The organism is Type-E symbiont of Plautia stali (assembly GCF_059731115.1).
On the sequence record NZ_AP035907.1, the window covers coordinates 294,694 to 308,993 of the forward strand.

Here is a 14,300-nt window from a genome sequence, read left to right on the forward strand (position 1 = left end):
TGATTTTTTTTAAAAATATTTTCTCCAGCCTGCATCCAGTTGTGACCCTCCTTACGTATATCCCGTTGTGAGCAACTCCTTCGCTCCCCTACAACGAGGATTTATGATGAAAAAGCTAATCACCACTGCAGTCATCTCAGGCGCGTTAATGTTCACTGCCACCACCTTCGCAGCCATGAATTCTGATTCTGTCATGGTCGGCGGTGCCGCCATGTACCCGCAGAAAAACATCATTGAAAATGCCCTCAATTCTAAAGATCACACCACTTTGGTAGCAGCAGTAAAAGCGGCGGGATTAGTCGACACGCTGCAGGGTAAAGGTCCGTTCACGGTGTTCGCGCCAACCAATGCCGCGTTTGCGAAATTGCCTGCTGGCACCGTGGATAGTCTGGTTAAACCGGAAAACAAAGCTAAGTTGACCAGCATCCTGACTTACCATGTTGTGGCGGGTAAATACGACATGAAAGCGCTGGAAATGAAAATCAAACAAGGTGGCGGCCATGCTGAACTGAAAACCGTCAACGGTCAGCCGCTGTGGATTATGAGCAACGGTCCTCACAATATTCAGTTAAAAGATGGCATGGGCAATGTGGCCAATATCAGTACTTATGATGTGAATCAGAAAAACGGTGTAATCGATGTCATTGATACCGTCCTGATGCCTAAGTAATTGTCTATACTCGGAAGGCATTTCAATGCCTTCCGGGAAAAACATGGATAACGTTTTGGCTGAACAGCAGGTGAAATTAATGCGGGCGATTGCGCAAGGCGATCGCCAGGCATTTGAACAATTGTATCGACTCGCTTCGCCTCATCTTTTCGCCCTGGCTTTGCGCACATTACGCCAGCGAGCCTGGGCGGAAGAGGTGCTGCACGATTGTTTCCTCACTATTTGGAATCGAGCCGACAGCTATGATGCCGCACTTAGCGCCCCCATGACCTGGATGACGCATATCGTGCGCAATCGCTGTATTGACTGGCTGCGCAGTGGACAGGCGCGTGATGCAATCCTGTCTGAAGAATACACCGATAACGTTTCAGAGGGCGAAGTGGAAGGGCCAGATGAACCCTTTGATGATTCACAGACCGCCCGATTACAACATTGCTTGCAGCATCTCAGCAGTGAGCAGCGGCAGAGTGTGACGCTGGCTTATTATCAGGGGATGTCGCACAGCGATATTGCTGCCTGGATGCAGCAACCGGTAGGGTCAGTAAAAAGTTGGATCCGTCGTGCGATGGAGCATCTTCGGGAGTGCGTGGGCTTATGAAAAACAATAAACATGATGATGCGCTCGCCGCCGAATATGCCCTGGGAACATTACGCGGCAATGCACGGTTGCGTTTCGAGAGGCGGCTGCAACAAGAGCCGGAACTGGCGGCGAAAGTGGCAAGCTGGCAGACAATGCTGGCAGGAATGGACACCCATTTGCGACCTGAAGTCCCGCCTGAACGCGTGTGGAAAAAAATTGCCTTGAGTCTTCCGGCTAAAACCCCGGTGAAACGCGCCAATCCTTATGTTGGCTGGCTGGTTGCTGCGGGTCTTGCGGCATTCACCCTGGTATCGTATTACAACCATCGTCCTGATGAATTCGCACCGTTGGTGATTCTGGGGGATTCGCAGCATCAGGGGCAATGGGTCGTGAGCCGCAGCAGCGATCGCCGTTATCTGCAATTATCGCCAATTAAACCTGTCGCCATTAATGCGTCCAGGAGTTTGCAACTTTGGCTGATTCCTGCGGGGCAATCCCCGGTCTCGCTGGGTTTACTGGCAGACCATGCGGCAACGCAAATTGAAATGGATAATCGCGCCCTGGAAGCAGGGGCAACCCTTGCCATCAGCCTGGAACCGCAGGGCGGTTCGCCAACGGGGCAACCCACCGGACCGGTGCTTTACAGCGGTATGCTGTAAAGCCATTATCGGGCATCGGGATAGCGTGCTTGCTGATAATCCTTCCAGCGCTTAAGCAACTGATGGCGCGTCCCGGGATAGTTTTCATCCTCAACCACAATCTCTTCAATGCGGTCGACGCGGAAATTACGAAAATCCTGGCGCAGTTCGCACCAGCCACACAGCAGACGCACGCGGTCAAAATACCCCAGCACCACGGGCCAGATGACACGAGTGGATGACACGTCTTTAAGATCTTTATAACGCAGCGAGATTTTGTTGCGGGTATGGATTGCCTGACGCAGTTCCGGCAGATGCTGCTCAAACAGGGCTTCTCCCCGTGAAGCGATCAGCAGTGATTGATGATCGATGCCTTGCGATAAATGCGCTGGCATTACGGCATAGATTTTTGCCAGCGCGTGTTGTGCGGCGGATTTCAATTCAGCATCAGTGTGGCGGCTGACCCAGTCAAGGCCCAACGCCAGCGCATCAATCTCATGACGGGAAAACATCAAGGGCGGTAAATGACCGTCGGATTTCAGCAAATACCCCAGTCCGGCGCTGCCCTCGATTTCCACGCCTTGCTGCTGCAGGCAGATGATGTCGCGATAGACGGTGCGCACGCTAATGCTGAGTTGCTCCGCAAGATGCTGCGCAGTCACCGGATAGTGGTGACAACGTAACAATTGCACAAGCTCCATCAGTCGCTGGGTTTTGGTCATGGTGTGTGCCTAAGCTAAGAGTCTGGCAGTCAGGAGCGGTCCAGCCGCACGCACCAGCGTTGACTCCAGCGCAAGTGCGGCGACCTGTAGTTTAATACGGCACTCGCCATCCCGATAGACGCAACTTCGTCTGTAATGTGGTGAACTAAAAGCGCTGCAACGAACGTGATATTAAACGCGTAATAACTGCTGCAGCATCGCCAGATCAGCGGTTGTCTGCAATGCGCTGCTTTGCTGCACCTGTTGCCATCGCTCGCCCGATTCCTGACGCAGTGCCAGACGCAATTTACCTTCAACGTCCACGCCATCGGCCAGCGATTGCTGACGGGTGCGTCGCTGTTGCAGCCGAGTGCCATCGCGCAAGTTAAGAGTGACCAGATGAAAACGCAGTGCGGGATTAATGGCATCTGGCGGAGCGGTGTCGTCAGGCACTCGTCTTACTTTGGCTGCCAGTGGCATCACAGCATGATTAAGATCGCCTTCCGCAAAATCTTCCAGCCGCAGATCGTTATAGATCAGCATTGCGGCAATCACGTATTCCAGACTGAAACGCGCTTCAATCCCATTGGTGGGCGATGTGACGGAAGCGGCAATATCGCCACCTGGCGGGAAAGCTACGCTGATATCGGTGATGTTATCCAGCAGCGCTTCCAGCGAATTGCCGCTGGCTAACCAGCCATCACGCAGAATGCGCGCGGCTTCCGCTGCGCTATGCGTTCCGGCGCAGGTCGGGAAGGGTTTGTACTCCAGACCCGGCGTCACGACGCGCCATGGCACGCCCCAATGCGCGACCAATTTTTCAGGTTGAGCTGCGCCGTTGCTGCTGGCCGCAAGGAAAGCCTCAATCACGCCCTCCTGTTTGCCATCGAAACCGGCCAGCGTCAGCTGTGCCGCCGTAACTGCACGTTCCGCCGCTAAACCCGCGTGGAGCGGTTTGACAGCGGAACCGAATTGCGCACGCAGCCCGCTGGCCTGAGTGGTGGCGATGCCGAGCATGTTGGCCGTTGCGCCGACATCCAGTTTTAATAGACGAGCCAGCGCGGCGGCGGCGGCAATGGTGCCCAGCGTTGCGGTGTTGTGATAACCCAAAGCGTAATGCTGCTGGCTGGCAGCTAAGCCAAGCCGTCCGGCCATTTCCACACCGATGGCGTAAGCATCAAGGAAATCATCAATCGCTGCCGCCTGTTGCTGCAGCCAGGCAAACAGCGCAGGCAAAATCACCACGCTGGGATGACCGCGAAAATCAGCGTGGAAATCATCGTAATCCAGCGCGTGAGCGGCATAACCAAGCAGCAACGCCTGAGAACGTAGGCCGCCGTCGCCATAAACGGTTCGTAGTGCCGGCAAGCCGCTATCCGGCACCTGGCCTTTCAGCACCGGCCAGCTGACAGCGAGAAAATCCTTTACCCCTTCGCGCGCGGCTTCACGTGCAGCGGCATCGGGTTGGCTATGGACGATAAGCTCAGCGAGGGCAGCGGTGATACTCATTGCGGCGCCACACTGTTCAGTGCTGCCACAGCCAGATTGGCCAGATAGCGTGATGTTGGCAGCAGTACATCATCATTGATGCGAAACGCCGGATGATGCAGCGCGTAAGGTTCGCCGGTGCCAATCATCATAAACGCACCTGGCAACTGCTGTTGATAGAAGGCAAAATCTTCACCGATTGGGCTGGCTTCAACGACGCGCGCTTCAAAGCCGCTGGCCGCTGCCTGTTGCAGCGCGAAATCGGCCCAGTGTGCATCATTCACCACCGACGGTGGACCTGCATGCCAGTTGAACTCAACGTTGGCAGCAAAGGCCGCGCCAATTCCCTGCACGATCTCGCGGAAGCGTTGCTCCAGTCGCTCGCGCGTCTCCTGTGAGAATGAACGCACCGTGCCTTCCAGCCACGCGCTGTCCGGGATGACGTTCCAGGTACTGCCGCTGTGAATCTGGGTAATCGAGACCACCGCATTGTCGCCGGAAGGGGCATTACGGCTGATCAGCGTTTGCGCGGCAGAAACAATCTGCGCGGCGATCACAATCGGATCGTTGCCCTGATGCGGCTTCGCAGCGTGGCTACCGGTGCCGATAATTTTGATATCAAAGCGGTCGACGGCGGCGGTCAGTGGGCCGGCTTTGCTGCCAATCACGCCCGGTGGTAATGAAGGGTCGTTATGAATGCCGAAAATAGTTATCGCATCCTGCAGTGCACCGGTAGCAATCACATCCGGCGCGCCCTGGCCGGTCTCTTCGGCGGCCTGGAACAAAATACGCACGCGGCCCGCTAAGCTCGCTTCCTGCTGTTTCAGCAGAATCGCCGCGCCTAAGGCTGCGGAACTGTGGAAATCGTGGCCGCACGCGTGCATCACGCCCGGACGCTCAGAACGGAACGTCACATCAGACTGCTCTTCAATCGGCAGTGCATCAATGTCGGAACGCAGCACGATCAGTGGCCCATTTTCGGGGCCAACTTCCGCCACCAACCCGGTTTTCAGCGGCAGATCCAACACGCGGATCTGGTGCTGATCCAGTTGCTGGCGAATACGCGCGGTGGTTTCAAACTCTTCATTAGAGAGTTCAGGAAAACGGTGTAACTCATGGCGGAAGGCAATCAAATGCTGGCCCAATGCGCTCTCATCAAAACTCATGCTTTGCTTCCTTGTTGTGCGGCCTGACGTGTCATCCACGTATCATGCGCGCTGTCATCCAGCACTTTCTTCATATATTGGGTGATGTGGCCTTTGCCGAGATCGGTGGTGTGCATCAGCTGGAAGCCGCGCTTTTTATACATCTCGATCAGCCAGGGATGGCTGGTGGCGGTACCCAGTGATACCGCTGGCGCCCGCAGTTTACCCAGCAGGATCTCCTGTTCCAGCCGATCCTGCACCTGGCGGCCATACTGTTTACCGGGATAGTCGGGATGGGCACCGAACCAGCCAATATGCGGCAGGCCTAACGGCCCAGGCAGCGGTCCCCATGGATAGCGCACGGTGACCGAGGAAACCATCACGCCTTGTGCGTAAAGCGCATAAACGCCGTGACTTTGCAGGTGGCGCAGCGTCTTTTCGCGATCTGCGGTGGCGGCATCAAATTTGATGCCCAGTGCCAGCGTCGGCGCATACGCGGCGTGCATCAGCGCCTGATAGGTTTCAACCTCATCTTCTCTAACCTGACGAAATTCAAGTGACATAACTATCCCCGGAAAAACCGCATGGAAGCGGTAAACTGAATGCAGATTGAGCAGCGCATAGCGGTTGAAACAGCGCAATTTAGAGCGCTAATTCAAAATACCCAGCGTGCTAAGCAACTCAGAATATCAGTAATGCCTTGCGCTTCTATATGTGAAAAATGACTAAGCTAATGCGAATTTGTGAAAATGAAATGGCGGCTTTTCCATTGCTTATATCGCGATTTACCGTAGTATGCATAAATTACATAGCGCTATAACTATTTGGCATTAACCCCATGAAATAAAATAACTTTTCTCGTTATAGCCTTATTCTTAATCAGGGTGACGACGTGTTAGCGATCAAATCTCCGCGTGCTTATGCACATGAAGCTGGCCTGCGTAAGCGTGCTGGTGAATTTATCAAACCTTATGCCACGCATATCCGCATTTTCACTTCTCCCAATGCCTGGCAAGCGGTTAACCCGGAATTAAGCCAGAGTTTAGAAGCCAACGGTATCCGCTGGGAGTTGGAATATCTGCACGGTGAATGCACCGATGCCGTGATCGAAGCGCTCAAAACCAACGTTGAGCAACAGCAAGCAGAGCTGCTGTTTGCCGTGGGCGGTGGCCGCGTGCTGGATGCTGCCAAAGCGGTGGGCAGCCAGTTACCGGATCTGAAGGTGATTAACTTCGCTACTTTGGCGGCGACCTGCGCTGCATGGTCACCGGTTGCCATCATTTATAACGAGCAGGGCGGCCACGTGCGCAGCCAGCCGCTGGGGAAAATGCCGGAGCTGGTGCTGGTGGACAGTGAAGTGATCGCCTGCAGCGATGTGCGCTATCTCAAAGCGGGTATTGTCGATGCGCTCGCGAAGTACTACGAATTTGCCCCTTACCTGCGCAGTAACCCTCACGATCTGGCGCTCGATCTCAAAGTGATGACGGCGCAACGAGCGCTGGATGTTTATCGCCAACTGGGTGAAGCCGCCGTCAGCGCCAATGAAAAACAGCAAGTCACGCCGGAGCTGTTGAAGGTGATTGATGCCAACATCGTACTGGCAGGCCTGGCCAACAGCGTGCGCGATCAACTTCCCACCCCCGGCTTTGCTCATGCGATTCATAACCGTCTCACTCACCAGCCCGAGCTGCATCATTGGCTGCACGGCGAGAAGGTTGGCTATAGCCTGCTGGTGCAATCGCTGATTGAAAACCATGGTGTGCCTGATGCAGAACTGCTGGCACTGCTGCGTCAGTACGCGATGCCATTGACGCTGGCGCCGCTGACTGGCGACCGCGCGGTGGCAATTCGCACTATTGCAGAACAGATTAAATTCCCGGCGGCCAGCGCTGAACGTCTGCCGTTCCGTATCCATGCGGATGCGTTAGAGCAGGCGCTGCTGGCAACCGAAAACCGTTTCTAACTTTTACTCTTTTATCGACCAGGACAACTTCATGGCTACTGCACAAACACAACGCATCCGCTTAGGACTCTTTGTACAACCGGTCGGGCAACACGTCAGCGGCTGGCGTCTCACGGAAAAGCTCGGCGATCCCACTGACATTGACTGGTTAATCACCATCGCGAAGAAAGCCGAAGCCGGTAAATTTGACCTGTTCTTTGTTGGCGATGCGTTAGCCACCAGCATGTACCGTTTGCCTTCGACCATGGCACGCCTTGAGCCGCTGACCATGCTGTCGGCGCTGGCGGTGAATACCAAACGTATTGGCCTGGCAGCGACGGCATCCACCACTTTTAGCGATCCATTCACCATGGCGCGCAGCTTCTCGTCGCTGGATCACATCAGCCGTGGTCGCGCAGCGTGGAACGTGGTGACGTCATTCTCCACCGACGTGGCACGTAACTTTAGCCGCAGCGATATGCCAAACCACGCCGAGCGCTATGCGCGTGCGCGGGAGTTCCTCGAAGTGACCAACAAGCTGTGGGAAGGTTGGGAAGCGGGGGCCGTGCAGCCAAACAAAGAGACCGGTGAATACTTTGTTAATGACAAAATTAAGTCGATTGATCATGACGGCGAGCACTTCCAGGTACAGGGTCCGCTGAACATCACGCGTTCTCCGCAGGGACGTCCGGTGATCATCGAAGCGGGTTCATCAGCAGATGGTCAAAAACTGGCGGCCGAAACTGCAGAAGTGATCTTCACCGCTGCCGCCAGCCTGGAAGAAGCGCAAACCTTCTACCGCTCGCAGAAAGATCAGGTGATTGCTGCCGGGCGTAATCCAGAGCATGTAGTGATCATGCCGGGCGTAATGCCGATTGTCGGACGTACCCGTGAAGAAGCCAAAGCGCTGTGGAAAGAGCTGAACACGCTGGTGGATATCGAAAACGGTCTGCGTCAGCTATCGCTGCGTTTCAGCATGGATCTGAGCCAGTATCCGCTGGATGGTCCGGTTCCTGAAGTGCCGCTCGGCGAAGGTAATCAGAGCCGCGTCAAGCTGATGACGGATATGGCGAAGCGCGAAAACCTGACCTTGCGTGAGCTGGCCGCCGTGGCAGCCGGTTCGCGTGGCCATCGCGTGATTGTCGGCACCGCAGAAGACATCGCCGATGACTTTGAGCTGTGGCTGAAAGAGGGCGGAGCCGATGGTTTCAATATCATGCCTGCCATCATGTCAGAGCAACTGGATCTGTTCGTTGAGCTGGTGATCCCGGAACTGCGTCGCCGTGGTCTGTTCCGCGATGATTACGAATTCGCTACGTTGCGCGAGAACCTCGGTCTGCCTGCGCTGTAAACCCTTTAGGAGCTGAACATGGTCACCTTATCAAAGCGTGTGCAGTCTGTGTCGCTCTCTGCCAATGCCGCGGCGCGCCAGTTGACGCGCCAGCTGAAAGAGCAGGGCGTAGATATTCTGGATCTCACCACCGGTGAGCCGGATTTTGATACGCCACAGCACATCCGTGATGCTGCCGTTGAAGCCATGAATAATGGTGAGACGCGCTATACGCCGACCAATGGCACCACGCCGCTGCGTAAAGCGGTGCAGGCCAAACTGGCACGTGAAAATCAGCTGGATTATGCGTTGGGGCAGATTTGTATCGCCAACGGGGCGAAGCAGATCATCTTCAACGCCTTCGCCGCCACCTTGAATGACGGCGATGAGGTGATTGTGCCGGTGCCATACTGGCCGACGTTCCCGGATAGCGTGCGTTTTAACGGCGGCGACGCGGTGCTGCTGGAGTGCCCGCTGGAGCAAGAGTACAAGCTGCAGCCGCAGCAGCTGGCGCAAGCGATCACCGACAAAACCCGCTGGCTGGTGCTGAATAATCCCGGCAATCCATCCGGTGCGGTGTATAACGCAGCAGAATTAACTGCACTGGCGGCGGTGCTACGTGACCATCCCAACGTATGGATCATGCTGGATGAACTGTATGAACACGTTCTGTTTGATGGACGTGAACACGTCAGCCTGTTGCAGGTAGCGCCAGATTTAGCCGAGCGCATTCTGCTGGTGGGGGGCGTGTCGAAAACCTATGCCATGACCGGCTGGCGCATCGGCTTTGGTGCCGGTCCGCAAGCGCTGATTGATGCCATGGTGGTAGTGCAGTCGCAGAACAGTTCTGGTGCCTGCGCCATCAGTCAGGCGGCAGCGGTAGCGGCGCTGAACGGCGGCCTGGATTTCCTGCCACCGCAACGTGCGGCCTATCAGGCGCGTCGCGATGCGATTATGGCGCAGCTAAGCCCGGTTGAAGGCATTGAGGTGCTGAATCCCGAAGGGGCGTTCTTTATCTTCTGTCGCTGTGCTGGCCTGTTGGGCAAATCGCGTGCTGATGGACGTACGCTGGAAAGCGAACAGGATGTGCTGAATTATCTGCTGGAGAGCGGCGTATCCGGCGTTGCCGGCAGTGCGTATGGCTTGTCACCGTATTTCCGTTTGTCGATTGCCACGGATATTGAAAGCGTGCGCGAAGCCGCAAAACGCATTGCGGCAGCCTGTGCAGCGTTGAAATAGGGATTTAATCGGTCGCCAGGATTGGCGACCCTACAATATCCATGCGGATCGTTTAAATCAGAAACTCATCAATCGAACCGCCCGCATCTAATACGGATTTGATCGGTGAAGGCGTACGACCCTGGCCAGTCCAGAATTTTTCCTGACCGTTTTCGTCGGTGAACTTATATTTCGCCGGACGTGGAGCGCGTTTCGCTTTCGGTTTGGTTTCGCTCTGGTTTAATTTCGTTAATTCACTAATATCGATGCCATCATTCAGCAGCATCTCTTTATACAGCGCCAGTTTTTCTTCTTTTTCGCGCTGAGCGGCATTATTCGCTTCCGCTTCTTCACGGCGTTCTGCAACCACCACGGCGAACTTTTCCAGCATTTCGTCTAATACCGCAATCTCAACATCACGCGCATGGGCGCGCAGTGTACGAAGATTGTTCAATGCTTTGAGTGCATCGCTCATGAATAACCCTTATTACTTTTATAACGAAGATGAAAGGGCGCATTCTACGTCAATTTTAATCAAATGAAAATATTACCCATAATGCAGAATTGTCCGGAAAATAAGCTTTCAGCAGAGTGGTGTCAATATCGAACAATAAGACATAAAGCAGATATTTCACTCAAGCCAGTCGAGGTGTAGCCGCGGAAAATAGCGGCTACAAGGGGATAAATATATTCTATAGACTGCGATAAAACGGGAAGCAACCGGTGATCAGTGCGACCACTAATAATACAATTGAGTTGATAAACGACCAACGCAGCGTGAACCGTTGTGTCTGTGCATAATCCAGTTTCAGCATGCCGACCAATAAATAGGTCGAGGCGACCAGTGGGCTGAGAATATGAACCGGTTGACCGACCAGGGCGGCGCGAGCCATTTCAATCGGTTCGATACCATAATGTCCCGCAGCCTGCACCAGCACCGGCAGCATGCCGAAATAGAACACATCGTTCGATACCATCCAGGTGACGGGAATACTGATCAAGGCAGTAATCACCGCCAGATAAGGGCCGAGTGCAGCGGGAATAGTCTGCACAATCGCCTGTGCCAGGGCGTTCGCCATACCGGTTTCAGCAAAAATGCCGGTAAACACCGCCGCAGCGAAAATCAATCCGGCTACGGCAAGGATGGCGGGCGCATGGCGGCCGATCTGCTCCTGCTGTTGGCTCAGTTGCGGATAATTGACAACGAACATGATGGCGGTGGCCAGCATAAACAGGTACGCCATGGGCATCACATCCAGAACCAGGAAGGTCATCAATGCAATGGTCAGCGCCCAGTTAAACCAGAAACGCCAGGCCACGCAGCGTTTCTCTTCAAACTGCAGCACGGCAGGTTCCACCGGGACATGCGGCTGGAAACCCAGACGTTTGCGTTCACTTCTGCCGAGCATCACCGCCAGGATAAAAGTCCATGCCACGCAGGCCAGCAGCGGAATCAGCAGCGGGACAAACAGAGCAGAGACGTCAGCCTGAACGGCGGCGGCCGCACGCGCCGTGGGTCCACCCCACGGAAACATATTGCCCAGCCCGGTGCACTGTAATAGCAGAGCGGCAACGCTGAGCTTTGATAATCCAATGCGTTCATATATCGGCATAAACGCGGAAAGCACGATCATATATACGGTCGCGCCATCACCATCCAGGGCAACAATAAAGCCAAGCAGTGCGGTGCCGACAAATATCTTCACCGGATCGCCATCGACTGCAGAAACGATTCTTTTAATAATCGGATCAAACATCCCGGCATCCGTTACGCTCATAAAATAGAGCATCGCGAATATCAACATGACGCCAGTGGGCGCAACGGTACGCAATCCTTTAATCACCATGGCGCCCATATCCGCGCCATGGCCAGATAACAATGCGAATAGCGTGGGAATGAGGATTAATGCGGTCAGAGCGGAAAGCTTTTTGCTCATTAATAAGCCAATAAAGCAGATTATCATAAGCAGACTGATGATCAGCAGCATGACGAAAGTTCCTGTCCAGAGGGATAGAGCACGTTTGTGGGTAGCAAACGCAACGTATTCGGAATAAATAAAAAACAGCGAATGATTATTTATTGTTCAAATTAACCTTCTGCAACCTCGTCAATCTGGCAATATTATCCAGTTTTTTTTTCGGCATGCACAAGGTTAGGTTTACGCGAAAGTTGTGCGGAACCTCTTAGTTTTAATAAATTTAAAATAGCGTACGGTGATGATTTATCCTGGTGTTATTCCCTCCTGTTTATCAATAGAGAGGACGTTGAATAAGCGCGGCGTGACTACCGCGCTAAATAGCTTTAATGGGCACGTTATGGCTTATTGATGATCCCGCGGCGAAGGCTTAATCGGTAACGGCAGACGGTACAGCTTCACCGGATATTCCACGGTTGACGGTTTGCCGCCGGTGGTCGCGGGCGTGCGATTGATCTGTCCGGACGGCATCCACAGTGCGCCGTCGGATACCCACATTGCGTCAATCCATACCAGGCGGGGATCCTGCACCACGGTGGTCACTTTGCCATCAGGCGCGATGCGTTTAATGCTGCGGGTATTGATATCCGACGCATAAATATTGCCTTCGGCATCAATGGCTGTTCCGCCGGTGCTCCAGGTTTCGCGCACTTTCTCCGCATGCTTCGCCACTTCCGCCGCTGAAAGGGCGCTGTCGTTCAGATAACGGGTTTCAATGCGAGCCAGAGGACCCGGAATCGCCTGGTAATAGAGCCATTTGCCATCCGGCGAAACTTCCAGCTGATCGAGGCCGACGCGTTTTTCGCGGCCATCGCGCAGAATCAACTTCTTGCCATCCGCGTAAATTGGCTGGTGATCAATGGAAAGAGGATGGTTATCAAGCACCCGCCAGCTTTTGCCGCTTTTCAGGTTCAGCACCACTAATCCCACCGCGCCGGGATCGGTGATATAGGCGAAATCGCCATTAAAACGCACATCATCCAGATAGCTTGTGGGTTGCAGCGTTGGTGCCTTAAACACATAGCTGTTCACCACTTTGCCAGTGGCCAGATTGATGTGGACCAGCTTGGCGCCACCAGCCACGGCCTGATCGCCGGTACCAATCCCTTTGTTGCCCGAATCCATCACCCATAGATCGCCATCCGGTCCGATACGCAGCGCATTCACGTGGTAAAAATGATGCTCCGGATCGTTAGCGTTCCACTGATTCCAGCTGTCATCGGGAAAGGCTTTCAGCTGATTATTGATCACTTCCGCCAGCTGCAAACCCGCACCTTCCGATTGCGTTAACGAGGCGAACAGGCGGTTGTCATGACTCACGGTAATGCCATTCCACACGCGTGGCGAGGTGGCGACCTGCTCCAGACGACTGTCCTGTTGCGTCGGTAACGTCACGGGCAGCGTGTCTTGTGCCAAAACCTGTGCGCTGCTGGCCAAAGCGATCATCGTAACCAGTGCTTTCAGTGAATGTTTCATCCTTTACTCCCTTGTTAAGCGCCACAAGGTGACGCGAACGGCGTGTTGCTCTGTTGTTAATGTCATTCCATCCTGGCAGCGTAGAGTGATAAATTATATTCTCTGAATTTTATCAATTGATTCCTGGTGGGAATGAATGGAACTGAAAGATCTGCATTATCTGCTGGCGGTGAAGGAAACAGGACATCTGGGTAAGGCGGCGCAATCCCTTGGTATCACTCAGCCCGCCTTAACCAAATGTCTGCAACGTCTGGAGAAGTTTTACGCCACGCGGTTAATTCTCAAGGTGGGGCGTGGGATGCAACTCACCGAAGCGGGACTACTACTTTGTGAACGTGCTCAAAAAGTCGTGCACATGATGCAGGTCACCCGACAGGATTTACAGGCGCTGGGTGCGGGAACGGCGGGCGTAATCCGGTTGGGCGTGGCGGCCACGGCAGCGGAATTTATGCTGCCAGTGCTGAGTAAAGACCTGTTGCACAAAGCCCCCACCGCCAGACTCGAAGTGACGGTCGGGATGAATGATCTGCTGCAAAAACTGCTGCGTGAGAACAAGGTTGATTTGATTCTGGGTTTTCTACCGCAGGGGAACAGCGAATTTATTACCCGCCCGCTGATTGAGGATCCGGTGGTGATTGCCGCCAGCCGCCATCATCCACTGGCCAATATACATCCGACGCCTGAACAGCTTGATGAATACAACTGGTTATTGCCCTCGGATAATGTCGCGACGCGTCAGTGGCTGGAACAACGCCTACGCAGCGGTGGCTATGCGGCGCCGCGTGCACAAATGGAAAGCAATACGCTGTCACCCCTGCGTGCCGTGCTGGCGCAAACCCAGTTATTGAGTTTTATTTCCCGCCGATTATTAAAAGGTGAGGGCGGCGAGTTGATTGAAATTCCACTGCCGTTGGTAATGATGCCGCGTACCTTCGGCTGGCAATTCCGCTCACTCAGTGAACTTTCCCCCGCGTCACGTCTTCTGGTGGATTTGGCGGAAAAACGCTGGCCCTGGTGATCCGTTGAATACCATCACGACGAGAACCTGTGATTTATCACAGGTTTGCTCCAATAATCTGCGTGATAATGTCCGAAAATAACCCACCTGTATTATTAATCATTGAAGAATAAGGAAA

The 14,300-nt window shown here is 54.2% G+C and carries 14 protein-coding genes; 7 read left to right on the top strand and 7 right to left on the bottom strand.

Going from position 1 to position 14,300, the window contains the following annotated elements; all coding sequences use genetic code 11:
• Nucleotides 1-106: 106 nt before the first annotated feature.
• From AC6I8L_RS21290 to AC6I8L_RS21300, 3 genes are read left to right on the top strand one after another with little or no spacing between them, the layout of a single operon-like run.
• A complete protein-coding gene (locus tag AC6I8L_RS21290) occupies nucleotides 107-670 on the top strand; it encodes a fasciclin domain-containing protein (RefSeq protein ID WP_058961750.1) in 564 nt (187 codons plus the stop codon).
• 43 nt (nucleotides 671-713) lie between these two features.
• Entirely contained in the window at nucleotides 714-1,268 is a 555-nt protein-coding gene (locus AC6I8L_RS21295) for an RNA polymerase sigma factor (RefSeq protein WP_058961769.1), read from the top strand.
• Nucleotides 1,265-1,909 carry an anti-sigma factor gene (locus AC6I8L_RS21300; RefSeq protein ID WP_058961749.1) on the top strand — a complete coding sequence of 215 codons (645 nt, stop codon included), beginning with the start codon at nucleotides 1,265-1,267 and terminating at the stop codon, nucleotides 1,907-1,909. Before AC6I8L_RS21295 ends, AC6I8L_RS21300 begins: the two co-directional genes overlap by 4 nt.
• Before the next feature lie 5 nt (nucleotides 1,910-1,914).
• Here AC6I8L_RS21300 and AC6I8L_RS21305 read toward each other — a convergent pair whose 3' ends face one another.
• The 4 genes from AC6I8L_RS21305 to AC6I8L_RS21320 form a co-directional block, all read right to left on the bottom strand.
• Complete coding sequence (locus tag AC6I8L_RS21305) at nucleotides 1,915-2,610, bottom strand: helix-turn-helix transcriptional regulator (RefSeq protein ID WP_058961748.1); 696 nt, start codon at nucleotides 2,608-2,610, stop codon at nucleotides 1,915-1,917.
• A 171-nt stretch (nucleotides 2,611-2,781) separates the two neighbouring features.
• Entirely contained in the window at nucleotides 2,782-4,098 is a 1,317-nt protein-coding gene (locus AC6I8L_RS21310) for an MmgE/PrpD family protein (RefSeq protein WP_058961747.1), read from the bottom strand.
• Complete coding sequence (locus AC6I8L_RS21315; RefSeq protein WP_058961746.1) at nucleotides 4,095-5,243, bottom strand: amidohydrolase; 1,149 nt, start codon at nucleotides 5,241-5,243, stop codon at nucleotides 4,095-4,097. Before AC6I8L_RS21315 ends, AC6I8L_RS21310 begins: the two co-directional genes overlap by 4 nt.
• Nucleotides 5,240-5,785: a GNAT family N-acetyltransferase gene (locus tag AC6I8L_RS21320; protein ID WP_058961745.1), complete on the bottom strand. Its 546-nt coding sequence runs from the start codon at nucleotides 5,783-5,785 to the stop codon at nucleotides 5,240-5,242. Before AC6I8L_RS21320 ends, AC6I8L_RS21315 begins: the two co-directional genes overlap by 4 nt.
• Before the next feature lie 329 nt (nucleotides 5,786-6,114).
• Between AC6I8L_RS21320 and AC6I8L_RS21325 the strand changes: the two genes are divergently transcribed.
• From AC6I8L_RS21325 to AC6I8L_RS21335, 3 genes are read left to right on the top strand one after another with little or no spacing between them, the layout of a single operon-like run.
• Nucleotides 6,115-7,185 carry an iron-containing alcohol dehydrogenase family protein gene (locus AC6I8L_RS21325; protein ID WP_058961744.1) on the top strand — a complete coding sequence of 357 codons (1,071 nt, stop codon included), beginning with the start codon at nucleotides 6,115-6,117 and terminating at the stop codon, nucleotides 7,183-7,185.
• A gap of 31 nt (nucleotides 7,186-7,216) precedes the next feature.
• Nucleotides 7,217-8,515, top strand: coding sequence for an LLM class flavin-dependent oxidoreductase (locus tag AC6I8L_RS21330; RefSeq protein ID WP_058961743.1), 1,299 nt, complete (start codon nucleotides 7,217-7,219; stop codon nucleotides 8,513-8,515).
• An 18-nt stretch (nucleotides 8,516-8,533) separates the two neighbouring features.
• Entirely contained in the window at nucleotides 8,534-9,733 is a 1,200-nt protein-coding gene (locus AC6I8L_RS21335) for an aminotransferase class I/II-fold pyridoxal phosphate-dependent enzyme (RefSeq protein WP_058961742.1), read from the top strand.
• Between the two features lie 52 nt (nucleotides 9,734-9,785).
• Here the strand turns inward: AC6I8L_RS21335 and AC6I8L_RS21340 are convergent, their stop codons facing one another.
• The 3 genes from AC6I8L_RS21340 to AC6I8L_RS21350 all read right to left on the bottom strand — a co-directional run bounded on the left by AC6I8L_RS21340 (nucleotide 9,786) and on the right by AC6I8L_RS21350 (nucleotide 13,164).
• Nucleotides 9,786-10,187: an H-NS family histone-like protein gene (locus tag AC6I8L_RS21340; protein ID WP_058961741.1), complete on the bottom strand. Its 402-nt coding sequence runs from the start codon at nucleotides 10,185-10,187 to the stop codon at nucleotides 9,786-9,788.
• Between the two features lie 217 nt (nucleotides 10,188-10,404).
• Nucleotides 10,405-11,793, bottom strand: a complete 1,389-nt coding sequence (locus tag AC6I8L_RS21345; protein WP_479400390.1) for a CitMHS family transporter — start codon at nucleotides 11,791-11,793, stop codon at nucleotides 10,405-10,407.
• 240 nt (nucleotides 11,794-12,033) lie between these two features.
• Complete coding sequence (locus AC6I8L_RS21350; RefSeq protein ID WP_058961739.1) at nucleotides 12,034-13,164, bottom strand: L-dopachrome tautomerase-related protein; 1,131 nt, start codon at nucleotides 13,162-13,164, stop codon at nucleotides 12,034-12,036.
• A gap of 136 nt (nucleotides 13,165-13,300) precedes the next feature.
• Between AC6I8L_RS21350 and AC6I8L_RS21355 the strand changes: the two genes are divergently transcribed.
• The gene (locus AC6I8L_RS21355; RefSeq protein WP_058961738.1) at nucleotides 13,301-14,182 is read left to right on the top strand and encodes a LysR family transcriptional regulator; all 882 of its coding nucleotides are present in this window, start codon (nucleotides 13,301-13,303) and stop codon (nucleotides 14,180-14,182) included.
• Nucleotides 14,183-14,300: the final 118 nt, after the last annotated feature.

Bases quoted from the DNA above. Each gene is read 5' to 3' on its own strand.
- AC6I8L_RS21290 (WP_058961750.1), top strand. From the start codon at position 107: ATGAAAAAGCTAATCACCACTGCAGTCATCTCAGGCGCGTTAATGTTC.
- AC6I8L_RS21295 (WP_058961769.1), top strand. From the start codon at position 714: ATGGATAACGTTTTGGCTGAACAGCAGGTGAAATTAATGCGGGCGATT.
- AC6I8L_RS21300 (WP_058961749.1), top strand. From the start codon at position 1,265: ATGAAAAACAATAAACATGATGATGCGCTCGCCGCCGAATATGCCCTG.
- AC6I8L_RS21305 (WP_058961748.1), bottom strand. From the start codon at position 2,610: ATGACCAAAACCCAGCGACTGATGGAGCTTGTGCAATTGTTACGTTGT.
- AC6I8L_RS21310 (WP_058961747.1), bottom strand. From the start codon at position 4,098: ATGAGTATCACCGCTGCCCTCGCTGAGCTTATCGTCCATAGCCAACCC.
- AC6I8L_RS21315 (WP_058961746.1), bottom strand. From the start codon at position 5,243: ATGAGTTTTGATGAGAGCGCATTGGGCCAGCATTTGATTGCCTTCCGC.
- AC6I8L_RS21320 (WP_058961745.1), bottom strand. From the start codon at position 5,785: ATGTCACTTGAATTTCGTCAGGTTAGAGAAGATGAGGTTGAAACCTAT.
- AC6I8L_RS21330 (WP_058961743.1), top strand. From the start codon at position 7,217: ATGGCTACTGCACAAACACAACGCATCCGCTTAGGACTCTTTGTACAA.
- AC6I8L_RS21335 (WP_058961742.1), top strand. From the start codon at position 8,534: ATGGTCACCTTATCAAAGCGTGTGCAGTCTGTGTCGCTCTCTGCCAAT.
- AC6I8L_RS21340 (WP_058961741.1), bottom strand. From the start codon at position 10,187: ATGAGCGATGCACTCAAAGCATTGAACAATCTTCGTACACTGCGCGCC.
- AC6I8L_RS21350 (WP_058961739.1), bottom strand. From the start codon at position 13,164: ATGAAACATTCACTGAAAGCACTGGTTACGATGATCGCTTTGGCCAGC.
- AC6I8L_RS21355 (WP_058961738.1), top strand. From the start codon at position 13,301: ATGGAACTGAAAGATCTGCATTATCTGCTGGCGGTGAAGGAAACAGGA.